Genomic DNA, 25353 nt, shown 5'->3' with positions numbered 1-25353 from the left:
AAGGTTTGCACCTCATGACAGCCCGCTTCTACCGTACAACCCGCTCGTTCATGGTACTGGTAATGGTCACCGCCCTTGGCGCCTGCGCCCTGCTGCAGCCGCGCGAGCCGGTAAATGTCAGCGTGATCGGCATAGACCCTTTGCCCGGGCAAGACCTGGAACTGCGCATGGCCGTGAAAATGCGGGTGCAAAACCCCAACGAAACACCCATCGACTACAACGGCGTTGCCCTCAACCTGGAAGTGAACGGCCAACCGCTGGCCGCAGGTGTCAGCGACCAGCACGGGCAGATCGGGCGTTATGGCGAAGCCGTGATCGAGGTACCGGTGAGCATTACTGCGTTTTCATTCCTGCGCCAGGCCTATGGCCTGGGCAAGCTCGACGGGCTGCAAGGGCTGCCGTACAAGCTGCGCGGCAAGCTGGCCGGCGGGCCGCTGGGCACCGTACGCTTCACCGATGAAGGCAAGCTGGACCTGCCCAAGGGCACCGACTGGTAGGTACCCGTATGCCGGCTTAGCGGCCGGCGTTGGCTGCGGCCATCAGCTTGTTGACTTCGCTGCGGACCATGTTGCCGTACTCGGGCGGGGTCATGTTGTCGAGCTCGTTGCGCACCCACTCTGCCCACTTGCCCTTGCGCCTGGGCTTCTCGGCGATCAGGCGCGCCGCTTCACCCTTGGCCTTGCCCAGGTTGGCCTGCCACATTTCGAACAGCCGCGCCTTCTCGGCCTCGATCTGGGCCCGTTCCTCGAAGCTCATGTTGGCGAGGTTGAAACTCATGGATCACCTGCTAGCTGTAAATGGCGGCTATCTTACACCAACGCGCCAATAGCGATTGGAAGCAACTTTTACGGCGCACGAGTATCCATTGTTCTAACAACCCATAGACGAGGAGCATGGCATGGCCCGTAAAAATGCCGCTGCAGCCGACAGCGATCAGATCAAGGACCAGGTATTCAGCGAGTTGCAGGCGCTGATCGAAGAATCGGAAAAACTGCTCAACGACAGCGCTGCCCTGGTAGGCGAGGAAGCGGAAACCCTGCGCGCCCAGGTGAGCCTGAAACTGCGCCAGGCCCGCGAAGCGGCCGGCAACGTGCGTGACAAGGCCCAGCCAATGGTGGACGCCACCCAGGACTACATCGGTGGGCACCCGTGGCAGACCGTTGCCATTTCGGCAGGCGTTGGCCTGGTGGTTGGCCTGTTGTTGGGCCGCCGCGACTGACCCCCTGGCCGCCTGGCAATCGTCAGGCGGCTTGCGCCATGGGGATACCGCTGTGGAAGCGCAGCTCCTGGTCGGGTGACTGGATAAGTTCCACTTCTGCGGCGCGTACCAACTCCACCCGGCGAGCAATATCCGCCTCATCACCATAAAGGTGCGCCAGCTTCAGGTAGCCCTGGTAATGGCGTGCCTCACTCTTGAGCAGGCCGTGGTAAAAGCGGCCCAGCTCGTCATCCAGGTGCGGCACCAGGGCCGCGAAGCGCTCACAGCTGCGCGCTTCGATAAATGCCCCCACCACCAGCGTATCCACCAGCTTGACCGGTTCGTGGGCCCGCACCATGCGCCGCAGGCCAGACGCGTAGCGCCCTGCCGACACCGGCCGCAAGGGCACCCCACGGCGTTTCATCAAGCGCAGCACCTGTTCGTGATGCACCAGTTCTTCTCGCGCCAGGCGCGACATCATGTTGATCAGGTCCAGGTGGGTGTTGTACTTGGCGATCAGGCTGAGGGCCGTGCTGGCAGCCTTGAATTCGCAGTTCTTGTGGTCGATCAACAGCGTGTCCTGATCGGCCAGCGCCGCCTGGATCCAGGCGTCTGGCGTGGGGCAGCCGAGAAAGGCGTCGATTTCAGGGATCAGGGACATGAGCGGGCAACCACACAGAACAGGCAGGGCCGGCGATTATAGCGGCGGCGGCAGCCTGCGTCAGTGGCTATGCTTGATATACGTCAAGCGCCCGCGGGGCAAGCGCCGACTATAGTCAGGCACCGGTTGCCAATCTCGAAGGGAGTCTACGCCCATGCAAGCCGTCCGCAGCATTCTCGTCGTGCTCGACCCTGAGCACGCCCACAGCCGGGCTTTGACCCGGGCCAAACTGATCGCCAGCGTCACGGGCGCGCGCCTGCACCTGCTGATGTGCGACAAGCGTCACGAACACAGCGCGGTGCTGAGCCTGCTGAGCAGCCAACTGCACGATGACGGGTACGACAACGTTACCCACGAGGAGGCCTGGCGCGGCACGCTGCATGACACCATCATCCACGTGCAGCAAGCGGAGGGCTGCGAGCTGGTGATCAAGGAGCACCGGCCCGACAACCCGCTCAAGCGCGCCCTGCTCACCCCCACCGACTGGAAGCTGTTGCGCCATTGCCCCTGCGCGGTGCTGATGGTGAAAAGCGAGCGGCCCTGGACCGAGGGCAAGATCCTGGCAGCGGTGGACGTCGGCAACCAGGATGACCACCACCGGCGGCTGCATGCCGCCATTGTCGACCACGGCTATGACATTGCGGCGCTGGCAAAGGGTGAGCTGCATGTCATCAGTGCCCATCCGTCGCCGATGCTCTCCGCCGCCGACCCGGCCTTCCAGCTGAGCGAAACCATCGAGCAGCGCTACCGGGATGCGTGCAAGGCCTTCCAGGCAGAATATGACATCAGCGAAGACCGTCTGCATGTGGCCGAAGGGCCAGCGGACGTGCTGATACCCCACGTGCAGAAAAAGCTCGACGCCGTAGTAACGGTGATTGGTACGGTGTGCCGCACGGGCATCAATGGCGCTTTGATCGGCAATACATCGGAGGTGGTGCTGGATACGCTCGAAAGCGATGTACTGGTACTCAAGAGCGAGGAAGCCAGCGCGCACCTGGCGCAACTGGCACGCTCAGCATAACTGGACGGTGTGGGCTGCCTCCGCGCGTTACTGGAGCCAGCCCACTGAGCGGTTTCAGCCCAACGCCTCCTTCACCTTCGGGTCCAGCCCCTCCCCGGCATGTTCGTCGATCCACGCCAGCAATTGCCTGCGCATCGACGGTGTCCAGAAGCTGTGAAGGTGCTGGCGTACCCCTTGCACGGCCAGCGCCCGGTTAGGTTCGCTGTCGAAATAATGGGCAATCTGGTTGGCCATCTTCACCAGGCTGTCATTGCTCATTGGCGCACCTCGGCTTTCTCCGCTTTGCGGCGCTCCTGCAGCAGGCGCCGCTGTTCGTCACTGAAGTCCTGATAACGCTTCTGCCACTGCGACGGTTGGAACACCTTCACCACTTCCACCGCCGTGACCTTGTATTCAGGGCAGTTGGTGGCCCAGTCGGAGTTGTCGGTGGTGATCACGTTGGCCCCGGACTCGGGGAAATGGAACGTGGTGTACACCACCCCCGGCGCTACCCGACCGCTCACCCGGGCGCGCAGCACCGTTTGCCCGGCCCGGCTGCCGATGCCCACCCAGTCACCGTCCTGGATACCCCGGCTCTCGGCATCGGTGGGGTGGATTTCCAGGCGGTCGGCGTCGTGCCAGGCCACGTTGCCAGTGCGCCGCGTCTGCGCGCCCACGTTGTACTGGCTGAGGATGCGCCCAGTGGTCAGCAGCAACGGGTAGCGACCGTTGACCTTCTCGTCGGTAGGCACGTACCCGGTGAGCATGAAGCGGCCCTTGCCGCGCACAAACTGGTCGATGTGCATGGTCGGCGTGCCATCGGGCGCGGCATCGTTGCAGGGCCACTGCAAGCTGCCGTGGCGTTCGATCTCGGCGTAGCTCACACGGTGGAACGACGGCGTCAGGCGGGCGATCTCGTCCATGATCTCGGACGGGTGGCGGTAGTTCATCGGGTAGCCCAGGGCGTTGGCCAAGGCCACGGTGGCCTCCCAGTCAGCCTTGCCGGCCAACGGCTCCATCACCTTGCGCACCCGCGAAATACGCCGTTCGGCATTGGTAAAGGTACCGTCCTTCTCAAGGAACGAGCTGCCGGGCAAGAACACGTGGGCGAACTTGGCGGTTTCGTTGAGGAAGATGTCCTGTACCACCACGCATTCCATGGCCAGCAAGGCTGCAGTCACGTGCTGGGTATTCGGGTCACTCTGGGCAATGTCTTCGCCCTGGCAGTACAGCGCTTTGAAACTACCGTCCAATGCGGCTTCGAACATGTTCGGGATACGCAGGCCCGGGTCGGCCTGCAGGGTCACGCCCCAGGCCTGCTCGAACTCGGCGCGCACGCTCTCGTTGGAAATATGCCGGTAGCCGGGCAGCTCATGGGGGAACGAGCCCATGTCGCACGAACCCTGCACGTTGTTCTGCCCGCGCAGCGGGTTCACCCCTACCCCTTCGCGGCCGATGTTGCCGGTGGCCATGGCCAGGTTGGCAATCCCCATCACCGCCGTGCTGCCCTGGCTGTGCTCGGTCACCCCCAGGCCATAGTAGATGGCCGCGTTGCCGCCGGTGGCGTACAACCGGGCGGCCGCACGGATCTCTGCAGCGGGTACGCCACAGACCGGGCCCAGTACCTCAGGGGCGTTTTCCGGCAGGCTGACGAAGTCGCGCCAGCGGGCGAAGTCCTCGGTTTCGCAACGGGCGTCGATGAAGCGCTGGGCCAGCAGCCCTTCGGTGACCACCACATGGGCCAGGGCGTTGAGCATGGCCACGTTGGTGCCTGGGCGCAGCTGCAAGTGCAACTCGGCGCGGGCATGGGGCGAGTCCACCAGGTCGATGCGCCGTGGGTCGATCACGATCAGCCGGGCACCCTGGCGCAAGCGGCGCTTGAGCTGCGAGCCGAACACCGGGTGCGCATCGGTCGGGTTGGCACCGATCACCAGCACCACGTCGGCCTTCATCACCGAGTCGAAGCTCTGTGTACCCGCCGATTCCCCCAGCGTCTGCTTGAGGCCATAGCCGGTGGGGGAATGGCACACCCGCGCGCAGGTGTCGACGTTGTTGTTGCCGAACGCGGTACGCACCAGTTTCTGTACCAGGTACGCCTCTTCGTTGGTGCAGCGGCTGGAGGTGATGCCACCGATTGAATCACGCCCGTATTTCATCTGGATGCGGCGCAGTTCGCTGGCGGCGTAGGTGACCGCTTCTTCCCAGCTCACCTCCTGCCACGGGTCTTCCAGGCGCTTGCGGATCATGGGCTTGGTGATGCGGTCCGGGTGGGTGGCGTAACCCCAGGCAAAACGCCCTTTCACGCAGGCGTGGCCATGGTTGGCCCCGCCGTTCTTGTCCGGCACCATGCGCACCAGCTGGTCGCCTTTCATCTCGGCGCGGAACGAGCAGCCCACGCCGCAGTAGGCGCAGGTGGTGATCACCGCGCGTTCCGGCTGGCCCAGCTGCACCAGGCTCTTTTCGGTCAGGGTTGCCGTCGGGCAGGCCTGCACGCAGGCTCCGCACGACACGCACTCGGAACTGAGGAAATCATCGCCACCGGCGGCCGCCACCCGGGACTCGAACCCACGGCCGGTGATGGTCAGCGCAAAGGTGCCCTGGATGTCCTCGCAGGCCCGCACGCAGCGGCTGCACACGATGCACTTGCTGGGCTCGTAGTTGAAATACGGGTTGGAAAGGTCCTTCTTTTCGGCCAGGTGGTTGGCGCCGTCGTAGCCATAGCGCACCTCGCGCAAGCCGACCTGCCCGGCCACGGTCTGCAGCTCGCAGTTGCCATTGGCCGAACAGGTCAGGCAGTCCAGCGGGTGGTCGGAAATGTACAGCTCCATCACATTGCGCCGCAGGCCCGCCAGGCGCGGCGTCTCGGTGCGCACCACCATGCCTTCGCTGACCGGGGTGGTGCAGGAGGCCGGGTAGCCGCGCATGCCTTCGATTTCCACCATGCACATGCGGCACGAACCGAACGCCTCCAGGCTGTCGGTGGCGCACAATTTGGGAATGCTGGTGCCCAGCATGGCCGCAGCGCGCATCACCGAGGTACCGGCCGGCACGCTGATGGCGCGGCCATCAATGTTCAGGCTGACCTGCACGTCGCTGTCACGGGCTGGGGTGCCCAGGTCGGTTTCCGGGTCGAAGTAGTTGATCATTGCGCGGCCTCCGTTTGGGTCAGCCCGAAATCGGCAGGGAAGTACTTGAGGGCGCTGGCCACCGGGTAGGCAGTCATGCCGCCCATGGCGCACAGCGAACCGTACTGCATGGTGTCGCACAGGTCGCGCAGCAGCAGCGCGTGGTCGTGGCGGTCGGTGATGTCCTGGCTGGCGATCAGCCGGTCCACCACCTCCATGCCGCGGGTGGAACCGATGCGACACGGGGTGCACTTGCCACAGGACTCTTCGGCGCAGAACTGCAGGGCAAACCGCGCCATGCTGGCCATGTTCAGGGTATCGTCGGCCACCACCACCCCGCCATGGCCGAGCATGGCGCCCATGGCGGCAAACGCTTCGTAGTCCAGCGGCGTGTCAAAGTGGCTGGGCGGCACCCAGGCGCCGAGCGGGCCACCCACCTGCGCGGCCTTCAGCGGCCGGCCGCTGGCAGTGCCGCCGCCGTAACCCTCCACCAGCTCACGCAGGGTCAGGCCGAAGGCCCGCTCCACCAACCCGCCGTGGCGAATATTGCCGGCCAGCTGGAACGGCATGGTCCCCAACGAGCGGCCCATGCCGAAGTCGCGGTAGAACGCCGCGCCCTTGGCCAGGATGATCGGCACCGAGGCCAGGGTGAGCACGTTGTGCACCAGCGTCGGCAGGCCGAACAACCCCTCGAGCGCCGGCAGCGGCGGCTTGGCACGCACAATGCCGCGCTTGCCTTCTATGGATTCGAGCAGCGCGGTTTCTTCCCCGCAGATGTAGGCACCGGCGCCTACCCGCACCTCCAGCTCGAAGGCCTTGCCACTGCCGGCGACGTTGGCACCCAGGTAGCCCGCCTGCCGCGCGACCACGAACGCCTGGTTCAGGGTGCGGATGGCATCGGGGTATTCGGAACGCACATAGATGTAGCCCATGTCGGCGCCGACGGCCAGGCCTGCGATGATCATGCCTTCGATCAGCAGGAAGGGGTCGCCTTCCATCAGCATGCGGTCGGCAAAGGTGCCGGAGTCGCCCTCGTCGGCATTGCACACCACATACTTCTGCCCACCGGCAGCGCCCCGCACGGTACGCCACTTGATGCCTGCCGGAAACGCAGCGCCACCGCGGCCGCGCAGGCCCGAGTCGAGCACGCTGGCGACCACGTCATCGCCCTTCATCGCTACCGCCGTTTCCAGGCCGGCAAAGCCGCCATGGGCGCGGTAATCCTCCAGTGACAGTGGCCGGGTAATGCCAGCGCGGGCGAACAACAGGCGTTGCTGGGTTTTCAGGTAGGGGATGGCTTCCACCGGGCCGAGTGCCAGCGCATGGCCAACCGCCTCGCCAAGCAGGGCGTCGAACAACGACGGCACATCCTGCGGGGTCACCGGGCCATAGCCCACGCGGCCCTGCACACTGTCACACTCAACCAGGGGCTCCAGCCAGTACAGGCCGCGGGCGCTGGTGCGTTGCACATCGAGCGGCAACTGCCGCTGCAGGGCCTCGCGCTGCAATGCGTCGACCACTTGGTCGGCCCCCACAGCACGGGCTACCGAATCACAAGGTACGTACACCGTCAGCATGCTGCGTCCTCCCGGCAACCGTTCACCAGCTCACGCAGGCGCTCAGGGGTGAGCCGCGCGTGCACCTGCCCGTCCAGCTCCAGGGCCGGCGAACAGGCGCATGCGCCCAGGCAGTACACAGGCCGCAGGCTGATGGCACCGTCTGCGCTGGTGCCATGGTCGTCCAGGGCCAACTGCTGGCGCAGTTGTGCGGCCAAGGCCTCGGCACCGCGGCTCTGGCACGACTCGGCGCGGCAAAGGCGCAGGGTGTGGCGGGCTGGCGGTGTGGTGTGGAAGTCGTGGTAGAAGGTGATCACCCCGCGCACCTCGGCCTGGCTGAGGTTCAGCGCATGGGCGATTTCGGCGACGGCGGCGTCGGGGACAAAACCGATGTCCTGCTGGATGGCATGCAGGATCGGCAGCAACGCGCCAGGGGTGCCCTGGTGGCGTGCCAGAATACGTTCAACGGCGGGCAGGTGAAGCAGTTCATCAGGCATACAGCGGACCTCGGCATCACGGCCCCGCCCCTGTTGTTATGTTGGCGGGTACCGGCGTGTTCTGCTGCGGCGCGCCGGCCACGTCACGGTTGCGTGGTACTGGCGGCCTCCGTGCCCCTGTTCGCGCATCTACGCACACTGATACGGGGGCATCCTCGAAGCATGGCACTTGTGGGCGCAAGCGGATGCGTACGAGCGACCAGGCGCGTCCTGAAACCGACGGATGGGGCAGCCGATCACGGTGCAGCGCCCAGGGGGCCAAGCCCTACGCCTCCAGACCCTCGACGCCACCCACAACTGCGTTTAAGCTGGCGCATTTCCTACGCACGGAACAGCGTATGCCAGGCACATTCCAGGGAAGCTGCCTTTGTGCTGCGGTTGGCTACCAACTGCTCTCCCCGCCCCACTGCCATTGCAGCCTGCGCATCCTTCGCAGCGCTGATCGTATCCATACCGATACCGCAGCCCCGTGGCACCTGCCATCAGGTTCCTCCACCCCCGATTCACCACCCGAAAAGGAAATCCCATGCGTACCCTGAAACTCGCCCTTGCCGCCCTGCCGTTTTTCGTCCTGGCCGGCTGCGGCAATGACGCCCTCGAAGGCACCTATGAACAGACCACCACCGTGATGGGCTTCGAAACCCCCAAGCAAACCTGGGAGTTCTCCAAGGACTACATCATCGCCAATGGCAACAAGCTGAAAGTGGATGAGTGGGAGCGCAAGGATGACGTGGTCACCGCCCGCAACAAGGACGGCATGGCCCTGCTGAACGTTCGTGTACTGGAGGGCGGCAAGCGCCTGGAAGCCATTGGCGGCAGCGAAATGGCCAAGAACGTGTTCGTGCGGGTCGACTGACCCGTTGCGGGCCCAGGCAAGGCCCATCAGTTGCGCCTTGCCTGCCCTGCCCTGCCCCGCCGCAGGTCAACCCGCACGATCACGCATCACAGCTTGAAGGTGTTGACCAGGGTATTGAACGAAATGGCCAGACGCGACAGTTCCTGGCTGGAAGCGTTGGTCTGGTTGGCCCCTGCCGAGGTCTGGGTCGACAGGTCCTGAATGTTGATCAGGTTGCGGTCCACCTCCCGCGCCACATTGGCCTGCTCTTCCGACGCCGTGGCGATCAACAGGTTACGGTCGTTGATCTGGGCGATGTTCTGGGCGATCCGCTCAAGCGACTCACCCGTGGCCTTGGCCAACGCCTCGGTGCTGTCTGCCAGGCTGCGGCTGTTGCCCATGGCCTTCACCGCATCGTCGGCACGCGACTGCACACTGGTGATCATGGCTTCGATCTCACCGGTAGACGCCTGGGTACGCGCCGCCAGTGCGCGCACTTCGTCGGCGACCACGGCAAAGCCACGCCCTTGTTCACCGGCACGCGCGGCCTCGATCGCCGCATTGAGCGCCAACAGGTTGGTCTGCTCGGCGATGCCACGGATCACGTCCACCACCTTGGCGATATCACGCACGCTGCCCGCCAGTTCGTCGACAATCACGGTCGACTGGCCGATTTCGCTGTTGACGCTGGTAATGGCCTGCACCGCTTCGCGGGCCTGGTCACGACCACTGGCCGCTTCCTGGCTGGTTTGGCGGGAGGCCTCGGAGGTGGACGTTGCGTTACGCGCCACTTCGTCCACCGCTGCGCTCATCTCGGTCACCGCAGTGGCCGCCAGCTGAATCTCGTCGTTCTGCCGCACCAGCCCGCGGGTGCTTTCTTCGGTGACTGCATTCAATTCTTCGGCGGCGGAGGCCAACTGGTCTGCCGCACTGGCGATCTGCTGAATCGTGGTTTTCAGGTTGTTCTGCATGCCACCCAGCGCGGTCAGCAGTTGGCCGGTTTCATCGGCATGGCCGGTTTCAACCGCTTTGGTGAGGTCGCCGCCCGCAATGCGTTCGGCGTTACGAACAGCCACCGCAATCGGGTTGCTGATTACCCGGCTGATGAACATGCCCAGCAGCAGTGCAGCCACGAATGCGACACCAATGCCGATGTACAGGTTGAGCTTGGCAGCCGCCTCACTGTCCTTGGCATCCTGTGCGCCCTCACCGATCTGGCGGTTGTTGGATTCGACCATGATGGTCAGTTCGTCGATCACGGTACGGAAGGCCTGGTGCAACTCACCGGCCATCAGCAGCCTGGCAGCTGCAAGGTCGCCGCTCTGAATGGTCGCCACGGTCCGGTCGACGACCGCCTGGTAGGCGGGCCAGTCCTTTTCCATCTTGTCGCCAGCCGCACGCTCGTCATCAGCCAAGGGTGTTGCACGATAAACAGCGAAGGCTTTTTCGCTTGTCAGGCGATTCTCTTTCATGGAGGCGAGAATGGCACTGCGTTCCTCTTGCGGCGCATTGGTGGTGGTTGCCGCCAGGAAGCGATAAAGATCACGACTCTGGGCAATTGCACTGGAGCGGGTTTCGGCGGTTTTGGCCACCGACACCAGGTTATTGGAGAACACGAGTTGCAAACTCGAAGACAACGAGCCGATTCCTTGGCTACCGACAACTCCTACAATCAAGGTGATCAATGCGCAAAGCGCGAAGGCGAGGTACAGCTTGATTGCTAGTCTGGCGTCGTAGAACCAATTCATTAGGGAGGCCTGCAATAAAAGGGATGGGCTGCAATTGCACTCAGGCGCTGGCATCAATGCTGTATCGGCGGCACCCCAGTGCCCTGAAGTGCCGTGCGATGTTTTTCATCAACTCAAAAGCCAGGACGATCAGTACGCCCTTGAACGTGACTAATGGCCAATTGCCAAGACACTGACCCCACCCCTGCGCCAAGCGTTCCAATGGTCGATGACATTAATGAAAAAAATGGCGCCACATCGTTGACGCGTATAAAAAACGCCTGCGGTTCAGGCAGGCGTCCGGGCGCAGCAATGCTGCTTACCAGAAGGTGCCACGCAGCGTCAGCACAACGTTGCGCGGCTCGCCGTAGTAATTCCCATACTCAGAAGTGCCGACACTGGCGTAATAACGGCGATCGAACAAATTGTTGCCGTTTAGCGCAACAGTCCAATGATTATCAATATCGTATTCAACCATGGCATCGTAAACCGCATAACCGCGCTGGCTGAAATCATAATCATTGCTGTCTGTCACATTGCCGTTGTCATCAAATCGGTAGGCTTTACCGGTGACGTAAGTGGGGCTCATGGCCGTTACCCCACCCCCCACGCGCCAGCCCTCCAGCGCCCCCTTCAAGTTGTAGACGCTCCACAGCTTCAACAGATGACGGGGCGTTACCGTGCTCGACAGCGTCTCTTCGCTGCTGTTACGGATCATGTTGTAGGTATACCCCGCCATGATGCCCCACCCCGGCATGATCTCGCCGGTCGCCTCCAGGTCGATGCCTTTGCTGATGACCTTGTCCTGCGCCAGGAAGCAACATGAGCTGCTGTAGCTGAAGGGTGGGTTAGGGTATGCCGGGTCGGTGGCCGCCTGGTGCTCACGGGTGGTGTAGAACAGCGCTGCACTGACATTGAGCGCACCCTGGAACAGCTCTCCTTTGAGGCCGGTTTCATAGGTTTTACCGGTCATTGGCTCAAGGGGTGATGGGGAGGCCTCGGGGCCTTGCATTTTCTGCGACTGCGGCTTGAACACTTCCGAGTAACTGGCATAAGCAGACCACTGTTCGTCCAACGCATAGATCAGCCCACCATAGGGCACCAGCGTGGTCGCTTCGCGGTCGGTGACCCGGTCCTGCTCTTGCCACGGCCCGGTGCCGTCATTGTTGCGCAGGCTATAGGCCTGCTCGAACCTGTAACGCTGGGCGCGGGCACCGGCCACGAGTTTCAGCGGGTCGGTCAACTGCAGGCGCAGCGTGGTATAGGCGCCGTACTGCTCTCGCGTATTGGGGTTGTAGTCCCGCCAGAAACTCCGGTTGGAGCCCAACTCCGGCAAGGGCGTGGCACCAGGGTTCCACAGGTCGATCAACCCGCCTTTACCGTTGACACCCATGGCAGCGCGCCAGCGACTGGTCACCTTCTGGTAGTCGGCGCCCAGCAGCAATTCGTGCTGGCGGCCAAAGGCGTCGAAGGTGCCCGAGAGGTTGATGTCGAATACCGACTGGTTGCTCCAGCTTGAAACGTAGCTGCCCCACCAGTACGTGCCGGTGTTAGTGGTTTCGTCTACTGAGCCGTAAGGGTTTATACCCTCGACGTTGGCGCTGTTATACGAGTGGGTATAGGAAGCGTTGAGCTTCCAGTCCGGGTTGAAGCTGTGGTCGATCTTGGCAAACCATTCCCGGGTGTAGCTGTCCGACCATGCCCGGTTGGAGGTGAACCAGGTGCTGCGCGGCAGTTTAAGGTCGCCACCCGTGCTGTAGCGCGGCAGGCCGTCCCCGGTACCGTTGTCCTTGACCTTGTCGTAGCTGCCACCCACCGTCAGCATCGTGTCATCGGTAACGTCCGCTTCCAGAATGCCGTACAGGAACGGCTTTTCGGTGCTGCGCTTGTCCATGAAGTATTGGCGGTCGGTGTAGGCCGCCACTACCCGGCCGCGCAGCTTGCCGTCCAGGCCCAGAGGGCCGGTGAGGTCCACTTCGCTGCGGTAGTTGTCCCAGGAGCCTGCAGAAGTGTTCAGTTTCAGCTGGTAGCTGGCCATTGGCCGCTTGCGCACCAGGTTGACGATGCCACCCGGGTCCCCGGTGCCGCCCAACAGCCCACTTGCACCGCGCAATACCTCAACGTGGTCATAGGGCGCCATGTCGTACAGCCGCTCACTGTAGAAGGTGCCTAGCCCGGTGCCGATGTCCATCGGTGACGTGCCGTCGATCTGCACGTTGTCGATACCGAAACCCCGGGAATAGAACTGCTGCGAACTGTAACTGTTGTTGCGCACGGTGATGCCCGGGGTACGCTTCATGGCTTCGGGCAGCGTGGTGATGCGCTGGTCCTCGATCATCTGCTGGCTGATGATGGAAACAGTCTGGGGGGTGTCCTTCAGGCTGGTGGGCGTCTTCGAACCCACGCTGACCAGGCCTGCCGTGTATGACTTGCTGTTTTCGGTCGCCTCACCCATCCCCTGCCCCTGAATGGTGATGGCCCCGAGGGTCAGCGCATTGTCGGCAGTGACCTGTTCGGCGATCACATAGCTGCCCTCCGCCGTCTTCTCCACACCCAGGCTCGAACCCTGCAACAGCCGTTGCAGCGCCTGATCCACGCTCAAATGGCCAGCCAGCGCAGGTGCCTGCCGGCCCGCAGCGGTATCGGTGGCGAACAGGATGCGGCTGCCCGTCTGGCGGGCCAGGGCGTTGAGCGCCTGGTCCAGTTGCTGGGCAGGTACATTCACGTTGTACTGGGCTTCCTGGGCCTGCAGGCTGGAGGCCAGCAGCAGGCTTGCCGCCAGTGCCGACAGGCGGCCGACATGGATACGGCGCGGTGGTGTGTGGTTGTTCATGCAGCTCCCCAATGACGCGATCAAAAGTGACGTTCATTGGCAGTGGCGGATGAACGCAGCGCAATGTTGAGGTGCGATGCGAAAAATTCTCGTTAGCTTCTGATAACCGCCCCGGCGACAGCGCTATCGGCCGCTCACAGTAACGGTGCCATTACCGGAACGGGTCACTATCACGGGCAGAATCGCCGGCAGCAGGTCAATCAGCGATTCGATGGCCGCCGTGTCAAACTCCCCAGATACACGCAGGTGCGCCAAACGCGGGTCTGCCAGGTTGACCGGTGCCTGGCGGTAGCGACGGATATCGGCCAGCACCTCGCGCAGCGGTGTGCCATCAAAGCGCAGTTTGCCTTGCTGCCAGGCACTGGCCTGCGATGGCGCACGTGCTGTCACACGGCCGAGGCGTTGATTGCTCGCCAGCACCTGCTGGCCGCCCTCCAGGCGTTGTGGCGCAACCGAAGCGGTTGAAACCTCCACCGCGCCTTCCAGCACCGCAACCGCGACACCGCGGGCGTCGCTGCGCACGTTGAATACGGTGCCAATATCCCGCACCGTCACCCCTTGGCTGCGGACGATAAACGGCCAGGCACCGTGCGCAACGGTGAAGGCGGCCTCCCCTTCCAGCAGTTCAAACTGGCGGCTACGCAAGCGGTGTTCGATACGCAGGTGGGTGGCGCTGTTGAGCACCGCGAGGCTGCCGTCGGGCAACTGCAGGCGCTGGCGCTGGACATAACCGGTGCGCAGATCATCCGTACGCCAGGCCGGGTCCAACATCCATAACGTGGCCGCCAGGCACAGCACCGAAACCGTGGCGCCCAGCACTTTCTTGCGTGTGCGCTGCCGGGCGGTTTGCGCCTTGGCTTCAGCCAGCACGGCCTCACGCGAAGGCACCCGTTCGCGCACTGCGCGTTCGAAGGCCGTAAGTGGGTCGCCCGGGTCGGGCCGACGGGGCTGTGCCATGGCTCAGCCCCGCCCCGCCAATGCCTGCCGCGCAGGCTCCCAGCGCTGGGCAATGCTGCGCATCGCCCGGGCAAAGTGCTGGGTGACCATGTTCACCGAGATCCCCAGTTCACCCGCGATCTCCCGTTGCGGCATGTCGTGGATCCGATGCAGCAGGAACACCTGCCGGGCGCGCGCCGGCAACGCGTCGATGATCGCCAGCAGTGCTTCCAACTGTTGCTCGAAGTCCAACGCTGCGGCGCCATCAAGCTCATGCACATGGCAGTCAGGTACCGAGTCGGTGGGTTCGAAGTACGCCAGGCGGGTGTTGTCCGCGCGTCGGCGGTCGATGGCGCGATTGAAGGATGTGCGGCGCAGAAACGCGAATGGCAGCTTGACCGCCTGTTGCGGCGGTTTCTCCAGCAATTGCAGGCACACGTCATGCACGACGTCTCGGGCGAACTGGCTGCCGTGGAAGCGCCTGCGGATATAGGCGACCAGGTCGTCATAATGCAGGGCCAGCGCACTGATCAGTTCGGCATCAGGGGAAGACTTGGTCATGACCAGACAGGGGCTAATTGGGAGTGAGTCGCATTATATATAAAATGCGACCCCTGCCTACTCTTCCCGATCGCCCAGGGTTCAGGTGCGCATCATGTCAGCCGCTTGCTCGGTGGCCTCGGTGGTGCGCGTGGCCAGCTTGCGCACTTCATCCGCTACCACCGCAAAGCCCCTGCCCGCCTCGCCTGCACGGGCCGCTTCAATGGCCGCGTTCAGTGCCAGCAGGTTGGTCTGGCTGGCAATGCTCTGGATGGTGCCGACTATCTGCGTAAGCTTGACGATGTTCGCTTCCAGCGTGCGCTGGTGGGCCGCCTCGGTATCGCGCATGGCGCTTTGCTGGTGCTCCAGGTCCACGTCCACCAGCGCCCCCACCACCCGCAGTGGCGCACCGTGGGCATCGCGCTTGGTTTGCCCGCGTGCGCGGAACCAGCGGTATTCGCCGCTTTTCATCTTCAACCGGTACTCGATGTCGAAGGGGGTTTTGCCGGAGCGGTCGTTCAGGTGGGCCTGGAACGCTTCCAGGCTGTAGGCCTTGTCTTGCGGATGCAGGCGCGAGGCCCAGCTGTCCAGCACGTCAGGGAATTCCTCCACCGTCTCGAAGCCCAGCAGGCGGCGGAACTGCGGCGACCACCAGAACGGGTTGTTCGGGTTGACCGGGTCACCCGCGATCACTTCCATGTCCCACAAGCCATCAGACAACATCTCCCGTGCCAGCTCGAAACGGGTGATGATCACATCGTGTTCCTGCTCGCGCTGCAGCTCGTCATGGATGTCCCGCAACGCCCCGGCAACCCGCAGCGGCACGCCCCGGCTGTCACGCAGGGTTTCGCCCTGCGCGAAGAACCAGCGGTAGCTGCCGTCCTTCATGGCCAGGCGGTTGCGTACCCGGTAGGGTGTCATGCCCGACTTGTCGTTCAGGTGGCGGGCAAACGCATCCAGTGTGGCGGCCCGGTCATCCGGGTGCAGCCGGTCGGCCCAGCTGGCCAGCACGTTGGGGAAGTCGCGCTCATCGCGGAAGCCCAGCATCTCCCTGAATTGCTGCGACCACCAGAAGCGGTTACGTGGGTTGACCGGGTCGCCAGCCACCACTTCCATGTCCCACAGGCCTTCGCTGGAGGCGCGGTTGACCAGGTCGAAGCGGGTTTCCGAAGCACGGGCACTGGCATCGGCTTCGGCCAGCAACTGGCGCGCAGACTCCAGCTCGCGCTCCAGTTCGGCAATACGGTTGTCCCGCTCTGCCGCTTTCAGTTCGCGTGAAGTCCATTCACTTTGCACGTCTGCCCAGCTGGCCGAGCCACGGCCAGCCTCGGCCCTGGAGGAGGAAGGCAGCGCGGCAGCCAGTTGCCTGAGCACCTGAAGCTCATGGCGGTTACGAAATAGATGAAGCATGGGTTGATACTCGGAGGAAGACGAAGAATGCCGAATCCCTGGCTTGCATGGCGCGTTGCAGCGGGTGCACAACGCAGCATCTGCGGTTGCGAGACGCAATCAGTGCATACTCCGACCGCTGCATTGCGCAAAAGGTTGCGTAGCACTGACATCATTACGATATCAGTTTTAAAGGCGCAGTCACTGCCCGATGAACACTATTGCCAACAGAGCAATTACGGCTAGGCAACGCCCCCGCTGAAGCGGGAATGATAGGCATACCGCAACGTTCAGAGACCCCATCGTTGACCGACCAGAAACTGCTCGCCAAGTACGCGAAACGGTTTGATGCCGTACTCGCCCACATTGATGGCCACCTCGACGGTGACCTGTCGGTCGAAACGCTGAGCCGCCTTGCGAATTTTTCGGCGTATCACTTTCACCGACAGTTCAGCGCGTTCATGGGCGTGCCGGTATCGCGCTACGTCCAGCTCACCCGGCTGCGCCGCGCGGCACATCAGCTGGCGGCGTCACCTCAGGTCTCGGTCGTGCAGGCCGCGCTCGGTGCGGGCTTCGAAAGCCCCGAGGCGTTTTCCAGGGCATTCAGGCGCGCCTTCGGCATGCCCCCCAGTGCCTTCGCCAAGGCGCCCAACTGGAAGGCCTGGAGTGCGGTGTTCGTGGTTCCCCACCTTGCCAGGCGTATCAGCATGCAGATCCGTATTGTGAACTTCCCTGAAACCCGCGTTGCCGCGCTGGATCACCACGGGGCGCCCAACCGCGTGGGCGAAACCGTAGCACGCTTTCGCCAGTGGCGAATGCAAACCGGCCAATCGCCCGTCGCCAGCTGCCGCACGTTCGGCATCCCCTACGACAACCCCGACACCACCCCCGCCGAGGATTTCCGCTTCGCCGTGTGCGGCGAGATGCGCGATGCCCTGCAGGCCAACACGTATGGCGTGCAAGCGCGGGTGATACCGGCAGGTCGATGTGCGGTGATCCGCCACGTCGGCTCGTTGGACTGCATTGGCGAAACGATCTACCCAGTGTACCGGGACTGGCTGCCCGCCAGCGGAGAAGAGCTGCGCGACCATCCGCTGGTATTCGAATACCTGAGTGTGTATCCCGAAACACCGGTAGAGCGGTGGGAGACGGATGTGTATGTGCCGTTGAAATAGGCCGGCTTTGGCACTAGTCGGCCTGCTCGTCGGGCACCTAATTCAAGGTGGCCAACATGATCACTTCCGTGGCCGAATACAGGCCATCGATACTGGCCACCACTTTTGCGCCCAGCACTTTCGCGTAAAGCTGCTGGGCAGCGTTGTCGGCACGGGTTGAGACAAGGACCGACTTTATACGTTGGCCCTGGCTGCTCAACGCTTCGGTAACCAAGGCCAGTGACGCCTTGATCAGATGCTCACCGAAGCCGCGCCCGCGATGCTGGCCGGCCACCGCTATTTGATCGAGTTCCAGCGTGGCCTCGGGGCGAATGCCGGACTTCTGGGCCCAGAAGATATAGCCGGCGATTTCGCCTTCCAGTTCCAACACGAACGCCAGCATTCGCGGTGCGGCGGACAATGTGGCGTGTACCCAGGTTTCGGAGTCCATCTGGCGTGTGAAGGCCTCGCGGTGCAGGGTTGCGATTGGTAGGGTGTCGGCGAGGGTGGCGAGTCTTACTTGGGGGGCATGGCGGGGCCTGGCTTGGTGCTGGTTGGGGGTGAGTTCGTCTGATTGGGGCGATGACAGATCGTTCAGCGGGCTTTTGATAGGGTGAAGCTTGGGCGGGTATAGCCTGGGCATTGACGCTTGTCATCGGGTAAAACCGGACGCGGAATTACGCATGTTGGTAGACTGTGCGCCTTTCCGAATTCCACTTTGGCCGGGTGCGCTGCGCCTGGTCATTCAGATACGTGACATAGATGCCTCGACACCTTGAGAGCCAACGCTCCGAGCCCTCCCGCCGGTTCAGCGTTGCCCCGATGATGGATTGGAATAGCTTTGCTTAAGAGCCTTGATTTACGGGGCCTTTAGCACCCTGCAGATTGATTTTTACCAATTTTGTACCAAGCACCCACCACTGCCCCGCTGTCATTGTCAGATTGGAAGTTACTCTAAAGACGCGGCTCACCCGCAATTCGACCTATACGTCACCGCAGCGAAAGCCCCTACTTTTTGTTGTACATCATTGCGACATCATGCCAAGATTGCCCTTTTTACTTGGCTGAGCATGTTTTCATATGAAGATTCAATGTGTCGACAGTGATGTCAGAAAGGTCCTGGAATCAGGAACGTACACCATCCCTCGCTTTCAGCGGCCATACTCGTGGGACAAGGATAACGTAGAAGAATTTTGGAATGATACAACTTCCAACGTAAAAGAAGATTATTTTATCGGTTCCATAGTAACTTATTCCATGGGCAGTGCCGCATACGGCCTTGTGGACGGACAGCAGCGTTTAACCACCATTACAATAGCACTGTGCGCCGTGCGCGATAAATATATCGAACTAGGGCATGAAGCCCCTGCAAAAGGAATTCATCGACTTATTGAGACCAGAGATTTAAATGATCAATCTCAATTTGTATTAAAGGCAGAATCATCCTATCCGTATCTACAAGCGAAAATCCAGAGCTTCAAGAAAGCGGATGAGCGCCTAGAACTAGGTGAAGAGGAAAAATCTATTGCAGCTGCCTATAGCACCATATCTGGATTTATCAATGACAAATCCATAATTGAGGAACTTTTTAATAATGGCCAGCAAGGTATAAAAGAGTGGCTGGATGAGGTAAGAGACAAACTCCTTGCCCTTAAGGTAATCTGGATCACACTTGAAACTCAGGAAGATGCATATTTAATTTTTGAAACACTCAATACTAGAGGAAAAGATCTAACCGCTGCAGATCTCGCCAAAAACCATTTGCTTCGACTGTTACCTGTTGACAGTCTTGCTCTCGATAGGCCGAAAGACCATTGGCTTGAAATGCAAAGCCACCTGGAAAATGCTGGCCGTTCTATCCAGATGACGACATTCCTCCATCACTACTGGCTTTCCAAGTATCCATTTACAACTGAAAAAGAACTCTACAAGTCAATACGCACTGAAGTTTCTGCGCAGAACGTCAATTAAGTTATCAACGAATTACGATCGGATTGCATCCTGTATCGCGGTATCGGCGAACCTGAAAACCTAGAAATTTGGACAAAGGCTACCACAGACATAAAGAACTCCCTTCACTGCATATCAAATGTGCTAAACATACAAATCGCAAATCCACTCTTACTAACTGCCCTCAGACTATTTAAAGATAAGAAACTAAAAGACAAGCAGCTTCGAGAGATAATTAGCCTCATCGAAAAATATCACTACATCCATACTTCAATCAGTGGATTACCATCCTCCGGCGGCATCGCCAGAATGTATGCTGGTCACGCGAGAGAGTTAGCCAATGCACAGGACCCCAACACTAGAGGGCGATGTATTGAAGACTTTAAGCGAAAAATAAAAGATAAAATCCCGACGAAAAGCGTATTCGCCAGCAAATTTAAACTACTCAATTACTCTAATACGCGCCAGCGAGACCTTATCCGATATACACTTTGGAAGATAGACCAAACTCGCTGCCCGGCGTTAAACATTGATAGATCATCATCTTCTATCGAGCACCTGCTACCTCAGTCTTCGAAAGACCTAAGCGCTCACTCGCTAGGCAATCTTATTCTAATCCCTATCAAGTTCAACGGATCAACACTGGACAACAAGCCTTTCGACGAGAAACGAAAACTTCTCAACAATAACGGCTATCCCGTCGACATCCATATTGAAAATGCGGAAGTTTGGAACAAGGAACAAATAGAGTACAGACTCGAATCACTTACCGACTATGCATATGATACAGTCTGGGCGATTGACTGAAGTCCGCTGATTTAGCAGTTGATTATTCACATACCTCGATTGCGCTGGAGCAATAAAAGCATAAAGCGCCCAAGCCCCGAATCCCGGAGCTTGGTGCCTTTTTGCATCCTGCATAAATTGGCGTTTAATAGCAGGTGACTTGCCGCATTTCCACCAAAATTGTTAGCTTTAAAATCGACAACGCGACAGAAACGACTCCGCATTAGCCTTTAAACCGACGATCTTGAATTATATGCTCACGGATTTTCTATGCTTCTATAAATCGGCCCAAGATCAGATAGCAATGTTGACTGCCTAACTGCATCCCCAAGGCCAAATTGGCGAGCAACTGCCTTCACCGCCTTGACATAAGAAGGACTACATAATGGCGAAACAACAACCTCATCAATCAGTAACCTGCAATCAATTGGAGCCATATGAGATACGAATGTTTCGGGCTCATCCAGCCGAGCCCCATCTATGCCTTTGTAAACTCTAACCTCACGCTCATGGGCATAAGAACTTCTTTTATAGACTGGATCAAGGAGGGTATTTTGCACATGCGAGCCCATCACCACATCATATTCAAGTTGAGTTGTACGCACGTAGTCAACGTAATGAACTCTTGCAATTTTGCCTTGAAAATCCTCCCCCAGCGCGCCTGCTAATCTCTCCACCGTAGTTCGAATCGCTATAGCCTTCCCGGCATCACCATACAATTTCCACATTGCCTCAGATTCATCCTGACTTTGATACCAGCAGGACACAACCCTACTTTTAAAAAGCCTCTGAGCAAAAACCTTGAAATTACTTAAATCCTGTAACTTATCAGCATCATGAGAAAAGTACATAGAAGGTGGACATACATTCTTCACACATTTGAGAACAGCGGGAGGCGGATATCCTTCATAAGGATCACTCTCACTAAACATACCTAAAGCAGGCATAAACAACGCTTTATCATCTAAAATATTTACAAATTTATCTAGCGCCATATAACGCCAGATCACATCTTCACCTTTGAGATCTCCGACTAATACTGCTGGCATCCTTCCTCCTAACTATAGTATCGGATCATGATCCGACTCTCCGGTGCCTCATAAGCACTAATTGTCGAGTACCTATTAATCCGCAGCCCGACGGCGGTTTTGGCAGCATCGCCGAGAAAAGTGTAGTGGTCAACTCATTCCGGACACGGTTTTGAGTTTTTCTTCAGCTTTGGCCGGAGCCAGTCCATTGTTGAATTGATGGGGCCGGAGCCAGTTGTAGTGGCCCATCAGATACTGGCTAATATCTCGTTGAGCTTGCTGCCCAGTCAGGTAGCCCGTGGTCGGTATCCACTCTGATTTCAGGCTGCGAAACACTCGCTCCATCGGCGCATTATCCCGACAGTTACCCCGCCGACTCATGCTCTGGCATATCCGGTAGCGCCATAGTCTCTGGCGGAACTGACGACTGCCATATTGCGATCCCTGGTCGGAATGGAACATCAGCCCTTGAGGCTTTCCACGTTGTTCGTAAGCTACGTCCAGCGCTTTGACGACTAAGTCTGCATCCGGCTTCTCTGATAAGGCCCAGCCCACTACTCTGCGTGCGTATAGATCCATGACAACTGCCAGATAATGCCATTTGCCCTGCGCCCAAACGTAAGTGATGTCTCCACACCACACCTGATTTGGCGCTTCGACATCAAACGCTCGGTTCAGGATATTCGGAATATCTGGCCGCTCTACCGTGGCCTTTTTGTAGGCGTGTGATCCCGGCTGCTTGCTGACCAGCGCCAGCTCACGCATCAGACTGCGCACCTTGAACCGCCCGATTTGCTCACCTTCTTCTCGCATCATTGCCTTGATGCTGCGGCTGCCAGGCGCACTTCGCCCTCGAGTGAACAACTCATTTACTCGACTGCGCAATCGCAGTCGCTCAACGTCCGGAGTTCGCCGTTTATGCCGATGTGCGTAATAACTTGAGCGAGTGACTTCAAACACTTCGCACAACCAGTCAACGGGCTCATGGGCGCTGAGTTGGTGTATCAGCGAGTACGCTCGAGATCTTCCGACATCAAGAGCGCGGTAGCCTTTTTTAGTATTGATTTCTCGCGTTCAAGGCGCGTGATTCGAGCTTCCAACTCTTGGATTTTCTGCTGCTCTGGCGTCAACGCCTTGCTGGCCGGCGTGATGCCGCCGCGCTCCTGCTGAAGCTGATTAACCCAGCGGCGCAGGGCCGACTCGACCAAGCCGAGCGAGCGGGCTGCTTCGGCATGACTGTAGCCTTGGTCGAGCACCAGACAGGCTGCTTCGCGCTTGAACTCAGGGGTAAAGGTACGGCGTTGCTTGGTCATCAGACACCTCTTTGGCGCGAGCATTCTCGCCTAAATGAGTGTCCGGTTTCATTAGACCAGTACATTCGTGCTTTCTGGCTTGGTAGGAACTTAGCTCTCATCAGCTGACGAATAACAGTTCTTCAAGCTTTTCCTTATTGGGAACCAACTTAAGTTCGATCACCCGTATAATTGCCATCCGCAACAGCTCATAGGTCTTGACCAAGTCTTCGTCTACATGCTTTGGAGAACCGTGGGCTGCCGCAGAACGCAGATTATAGAGCTTGACGATCTCCTTTTGCTTTTCTAACCGGGCGAGCCCGCGCGGTTTTAGGAAAGGAGCAAGCTGGGATGAGACTCGGAAAACCAGCTCCGCTTTATGCGGGGCGAAGATGGCCTCTAGAGCCCCCTAAATAGATACTAGCATCATGGCCGTGTTGGGTATGCTCTGGGCGTTATCAAACGTATCCAGAGCTAGCTTGAACTCGGGACTTGAACTGCGAAGGTCAAGCGCGCTACTCCAGTTATCTGCGACCCAATCGATGCTCTCGATGATCCTGTCCCTATTTATGAGGCCTATGTTGACATGCCGTTCTCGCTGGGCATAGAGCATGGCAGCGGGCTCCCCGCCCTTATCCTTGCCAGCTCTGTCCTTCAGCTTTGCGATTGGCTCTTGAGTAAGAACCTGCAGTGAGATCTGCGGGTCTACCCAGAGACGAAGCATAGAGATGATCGTGTGACCGGCCACAAGACTTGATAAACGTGGATGACTGTACTCTCGGGGAATAAAGAGCTCGGCCTGGATATCGACACCACGCTTGTGCGATACGGCTTGCCACGGACCAGGATGAAATGATGAGGGAGAAGCTGGCCGCTCAAAAGCGAGAATATCAGTCGTAAAAAGGTGGGCGAACGTTGTGCGCAACTGGATTCCATGCCCAAGCTCAATTACTCGGTCACCCAGGTCGATGCCTGAAATACTCAGGCAAATATCATTCCGGACGGGATTTTGGTCCATCGAGTGTTTTCTCCATACAGGTTAATCTGGAATCTAGTTGCTGCTTAGTAAAATCCTTTCACCTGAGCTGCTGCGGTTCGTTTCGGCGAACTTATAGTCCCACCAAATGCTTCTTGCGCTCTGCCTCGCTGCTTGCCATTGCCGCCTTCATCTTTTCTTCCTCAGCCTCTGATAGATGTGGTAGGTCCGCAAACAACTTAGCCCAGCGGTTTGAAATAGCATCCAGAGAGACTTGATCGGTATACCCGACATTGAATTGCTTACTAATAAGTTTTGTCAGAGGATCACTGAGAGGTTTTCTTTCAAGGTAGCGCTTGAAGAGCCAAAGATAGATATCCACCAGTTCCAGACCTACGTTCGTGGATCCTGGAACGCAGGATATTGAGACGTCGGGAATGTGTGTCAGGTCCATGACCGGTAACCCTGGACCAACCTCTATAGGGAGTTCCCGGGCTTTCTGGTAAAAATCCGTTATCCATTTCTGCGCTTTGTTGAATTGCGACTGCTGGTCCACCACTACACTAAGCGCTGTTCCGCCATCACGTTTCAGTCTGGACGCAATCCCATGGAGTACGGACTGAAATCCAATGAGGTTCGGTGTTATCTGCAATCGATCCTTTTTGCTATAGACATTATAATGTATCTCTTCTGGGTATTTAATGGCCCAGCGGAACGCATCATTTATAATTTCCCTTAGCCGTAAGTCACTGATGTGTTCAACTCTTTCAAGCAACGTTTGCAGCACCCTGACTAGAATTTGATTCGCCTTGCGTTCATCCGTCTCAATCCTGGCATCCCATGAGCTTTTGAGGGTTTCCGGGTCGAACAGGTACGCCACTTGTAACAGCAGGGGATATCGCAAGGGTGTCCAGTAGGCGGTCCAAGGAACAGCTTTATTCAGCCCTTGATCAAAGACTTGATCGAAAAAGCTGATGGCCGCATGATCGGGCTTGCTCACACGATAAATATCAAAACAGATACTATTTTTTCGTTGTATGGTGTCTAACTGACGGCATATGGACGTAAGCTTATCTATTCCAAGCTCGTTGGCGTGAAGTCTCTCCACTCCCAACTGCTCTCTCAAACGCTCCACATACACTTTAGCATGGACGTTCAGGTCAGCCGTCGAAGACAATACACCGTAATATAGGATTGGTTGGCTCTCGTCGAACAGGTTCGCGCCAGTATGCCCACTCTCGTCTACGTAGAAATGCATTTTACTCGCCCCTAATCGAGAAAACCGTTTGATAGCATGTATAGAGCATCTGCCCCCAAAATGCCACCACTCCGCTGTTCGCCACAGTAATGCAAGCTCCGATCTGGAGCCGCCTACATTACATGTTTGTAGGCCGCACTATGGCTGAGATACCAATAGGTCGGCTTTGGTCGAAAACAGCCAGTCTTACCAGTCGGATCGACCAAAGGCGGAATGACGCGCAGGGGAGACCATGACCACTTCGTGCCAATCAAACTACTAGTGCACTGATCAGGTCCGATGCAATCGGCTGGTCAAGATGAGTACAAGCGATGGTCAATTCTGCGCATCCCCCGACCGATTACTCAACCCGGGCGCCTAGGGTTACTGGAGCCTGGGTAATCCGCTCGAACCAACTCCACTCCACATACCGGTCGCCACGCCCCCTAAGATGGGTGTAACGCCGCAGCGAGTTCCAGTCACGATGGCCGGAAACACTCGATACCCGCGGGATATCCCAATCCATTTCAAACAACCTGCTCACACCTTCGATCGTGTCCCAGGAAGTGGTGTAACTCATCGTGGCTCTGGCCACTGAGTTTGCCGTTTAGTTGATCACGGCCGACAGCTTGG

At 59.1% G+C, this 25353-nt stretch carries 22 protein-coding genes and 3 pseudogenes; 7 read left to right on the top strand and 18 right to left on the bottom strand.

Annotated elements, in window-relative coordinates:
• The first annotated feature begins 14 nt into the window (after window positions 1–14).
• Window positions 15–497, top strand: a complete 483-nt coding sequence (locus IAE38_RS19805) for an LEA type 2 family protein (RefSeq protein WP_201218864.1) — start codon at window positions 15–17, stop codon at window positions 495–497.
• A 16-nt stretch (window positions 498–513) separates the two neighbouring features.
• On the opposite strand, the gene IAE38_RS19800 is transcribed toward IAE38_RS19805, so the two are convergent.
• Window positions 514–777 (bottom strand): hypothetical protein, encoded by a 264-nt coding sequence (locus tag IAE38_RS19800; RefSeq protein ID WP_028632553.1) that lies wholly within the window; start codon window positions 775–777, stop codon window positions 514–516.
• A 121-nt stretch (window positions 778–898) separates the two neighbouring features.
• Here IAE38_RS19800 and IAE38_RS19795 point away from each other — a divergent pair, with 121 nt between their 5' ends.
• Window positions 899–1219 (top strand): DUF883 family protein, encoded by a 321-nt coding sequence (locus IAE38_RS19795; RefSeq protein ID WP_028632552.1) that lies wholly within the window; start codon window positions 899–901, stop codon window positions 1217–1219.
• A 22-nt stretch (window positions 1220–1241) separates the two neighbouring features.
• On the opposite strand, the gene IAE38_RS19790 is transcribed toward IAE38_RS19795, so the two are convergent.
• On the bottom strand, window positions 1242–1859 hold the full coding sequence (locus IAE38_RS19790; RefSeq protein WP_028632551.1) for a tRNA-(ms[2]io[6]A)-hydroxylase: 618 nt from the start codon (window positions 1857–1859) through the stop codon (window positions 1242–1244).
• Window positions 1860–2013: 154 nt separating this feature from the next.
• On the opposite strand from IAE38_RS19790, the gene IAE38_RS19785 reads away from it, so the two are divergent.
• Complete coding sequence (locus tag IAE38_RS19785) at window positions 2014–2880, top strand: universal stress protein (protein ID WP_028632550.1); 867 nt, start codon at window positions 2014–2016, stop codon at window positions 2878–2880.
• Between the two features lie 54 nt (window positions 2881–2934).
• Here IAE38_RS19785 and IAE38_RS19780 read toward each other — a convergent pair whose 3' ends face one another.
• Genes IAE38_RS19780 through IAE38_RS19765 form a run of 4 tightly spaced genes read right to left on the bottom strand, consistent with a single transcriptional unit; the run spans window position 2935 to window position 8037 of the window.
• The gene (locus IAE38_RS19780) at window positions 2935–3138 is read right to left on the bottom strand and encodes a formate dehydrogenase subunit delta (RefSeq protein ID WP_028632549.1); all 204 of its coding nucleotides are present in this window, start codon (window positions 3136–3138) and stop codon (window positions 2935–2937) included.
• Complete coding sequence (gene fdhF, locus IAE38_RS19775) at window positions 3135–6005, bottom strand: formate dehydrogenase subunit alpha (RefSeq protein ID WP_201218862.1); 2871 nt, start codon at window positions 6003–6005, stop codon at window positions 3135–3137. The genes IAE38_RS19780 and fdhF overlap by 4 nt, the downstream gene beginning before the upstream one ends.
• Window positions 6002–7561 carry a formate dehydrogenase beta subunit gene (locus IAE38_RS19770; protein ID WP_201218860.1) on the bottom strand — a complete coding sequence of 520 codons (1560 nt, stop codon included), beginning with the start codon at window positions 7559–7561 and terminating at the stop codon, window positions 6002–6004. The genes fdhF and IAE38_RS19770 overlap by 4 nt, the downstream gene beginning before the upstream one ends.
• Complete coding sequence (locus IAE38_RS19765) at window positions 7555–8037, bottom strand: formate dehydrogenase subunit gamma (protein ID WP_201164470.1); 483 nt, start codon at window positions 8035–8037, stop codon at window positions 7555–7557. The genes IAE38_RS19770 and IAE38_RS19765 overlap by 7 nt, the downstream gene beginning before the upstream one ends.
• 526 nt (window positions 8038–8563) lie before the next feature.
• On the opposite strand from IAE38_RS19765, the gene IAE38_RS19760 reads away from it, so the two are divergent.
• Window positions 8564–8893, top strand: a complete 330-nt coding sequence (locus tag IAE38_RS19760; protein ID WP_201164471.1) for a hypothetical protein — start codon at window positions 8564–8566, stop codon at window positions 8891–8893.
• 86 nt (window positions 8894–8979) lie between these two features.
• Here the strand turns inward: IAE38_RS19760 and IAE38_RS19755 are convergent, their stop codons facing one another.
• From IAE38_RS19755 to IAE38_RS24385, 6 genes and pseudogenes are all read right to left on the bottom strand, one after another.
• Entirely contained in the window at window positions 8980–10620 is a 1641-nt protein-coding gene (locus IAE38_RS19755; protein WP_201218858.1) for a methyl-accepting chemotaxis protein, read from the bottom strand.
• A gap of 298 nt (window positions 10621–10918) precedes the next feature.
• Window positions 10919–13432, bottom strand: a complete 2514-nt coding sequence (locus IAE38_RS19750; protein WP_201218856.1) for a TonB-dependent siderophore receptor — start codon at window positions 13430–13432, stop codon at window positions 10919–10921.
• Window positions 13433–13555: 123 nt separating this feature from the next.
• Complete coding sequence (locus IAE38_RS19745) at window positions 13556–14389, bottom strand: FecR family protein (protein WP_201218854.1); 834 nt, start codon at window positions 14387–14389, stop codon at window positions 13556–13558.
• Window positions 14390–14392: 3 nt separating this feature from the next.
• Window positions 14393–14929, bottom strand: coding sequence for an RNA polymerase sigma factor (locus IAE38_RS19740; protein ID WP_201213526.1), 537 nt, complete (start codon window positions 14927–14929; stop codon window positions 14393–14395).
• A gap of 105 nt (window positions 14930–15034) precedes the next feature.
• Window positions 15035–15238: pseudogene (locus IAE38_RS24390) on the bottom strand (methyl-accepting chemotaxis protein); the annotation flags it as partial.
• Between the two features lie 54 nt (window positions 15239–15292).
• Window positions 15293–16024 (bottom strand): annotated as a pseudogene (locus tag IAE38_RS24385) (PAS domain-containing protein); the annotation flags it as partial.
• Between the two features lie 578 nt (window positions 16025–16602).
• Between IAE38_RS24385 and IAE38_RS19730 the strand changes: the two are divergent.
• The gene (locus IAE38_RS19730) at window positions 16603–17472 is read left to right on the top strand and encodes an AraC family transcriptional regulator (protein WP_236404215.1); all 870 of its coding nucleotides are present in this window, start codon (window positions 16603–16605) and stop codon (window positions 17470–17472) included.
• A gap of 37 nt (window positions 17473–17509) precedes the next feature.
• On the opposite strand, the gene IAE38_RS19725 is transcribed toward IAE38_RS19730, so the two are convergent.
• Window positions 17510–18094, bottom strand: a complete 585-nt coding sequence (locus tag IAE38_RS19725) for a GNAT family N-acetyltransferase (RefSeq protein WP_268933376.1) — start codon at window positions 18092–18094, stop codon at window positions 17510–17512.
• 437 nt (window positions 18095–18531) lie between these two features.
• On the opposite strand from IAE38_RS19725, the gene IAE38_RS19720 reads away from it, so the two are divergent.
• Together IAE38_RS19720 and IAE38_RS19715 are read left to right on the top strand one after the other, a co-directional pair.
• The gene (locus IAE38_RS19720; RefSeq protein ID WP_201218851.1) at window positions 18532–19422 is read left to right on the top strand and encodes a DUF262 domain-containing protein; all 891 of its coding nucleotides are present in this window, start codon (window positions 18532–18534) and stop codon (window positions 19420–19422) included.
• A 120-nt stretch (window positions 19423–19542) separates the two neighbouring features.
• Window positions 19543–20208: an HNH endonuclease family protein gene (locus tag IAE38_RS19715; protein ID WP_201218850.1), complete on the top strand. Its 666-nt coding sequence runs from the start codon at window positions 19543–19545 to the stop codon at window positions 20206–20208.
• A gap of 236 nt (window positions 20209–20444) precedes the next feature.
• Here IAE38_RS19715 and IAE38_RS19710 read toward each other — a convergent pair whose 3' ends face one another.
• The 5 genes and pseudogenes from IAE38_RS19710 to IAE38_RS23970 form a co-directional block, all read right to left on the bottom strand.
• Window positions 20445–21236, bottom strand: coding sequence for a DUF2971 domain-containing protein (locus IAE38_RS19710; RefSeq protein WP_201218849.1), 792 nt, complete (start codon window positions 21234–21236; stop codon window positions 20445–20447).
• Window positions 21237–21365: 129 nt separating this feature from the next.
• A protein-coding gene (locus IAE38_RS19705; RefSeq protein ID WP_201218847.1) for an IS3 family transposase occupies window positions 21366–22528 on the bottom strand; the annotation gives its coding sequence in 2 pieces (ribosomal slippage) (window positions 21366–22273 and window positions 22273–22528; 1164 coding nt in all).
• A gap of 388 nt (window positions 22529–22916) precedes the next feature.
• Window positions 22917–23525 (bottom strand): hypothetical protein, encoded by a 609-nt coding sequence (locus IAE38_RS19700; RefSeq protein WP_201218845.1) that lies wholly within the window; start codon window positions 23523–23525, stop codon window positions 22917–22919.
• Window positions 23526–23616: 91 nt separating this feature from the next.
• Window positions 23617–24741, bottom strand: coding sequence for a DUF3800 domain-containing protein (locus tag IAE38_RS19695; RefSeq protein ID WP_201218843.1), 1125 nt, complete (start codon window positions 24739–24741; stop codon window positions 23617–23619).
• 340 nt (window positions 24742–25081) lie between these two features.
• Window positions 25082–25270, bottom strand: a pseudogene (locus IAE38_RS23970) (site-specific integrase); the annotation flags it as partial.
• Window positions 25271–25353: the final 83 nt, after the last annotated feature.

The organism is Pseudomonas sp. S32 (assembly GCF_016648095.1).
Classification (GTDB): domain Bacteria; phylum Pseudomonadota; class Gammaproteobacteria; order Pseudomonadales; family Pseudomonadaceae; genus Aquipseudomonas; species Aquipseudomonas parafulva.
This window is presented reverse-complemented; position numbering and strand designations above follow the sequence as displayed.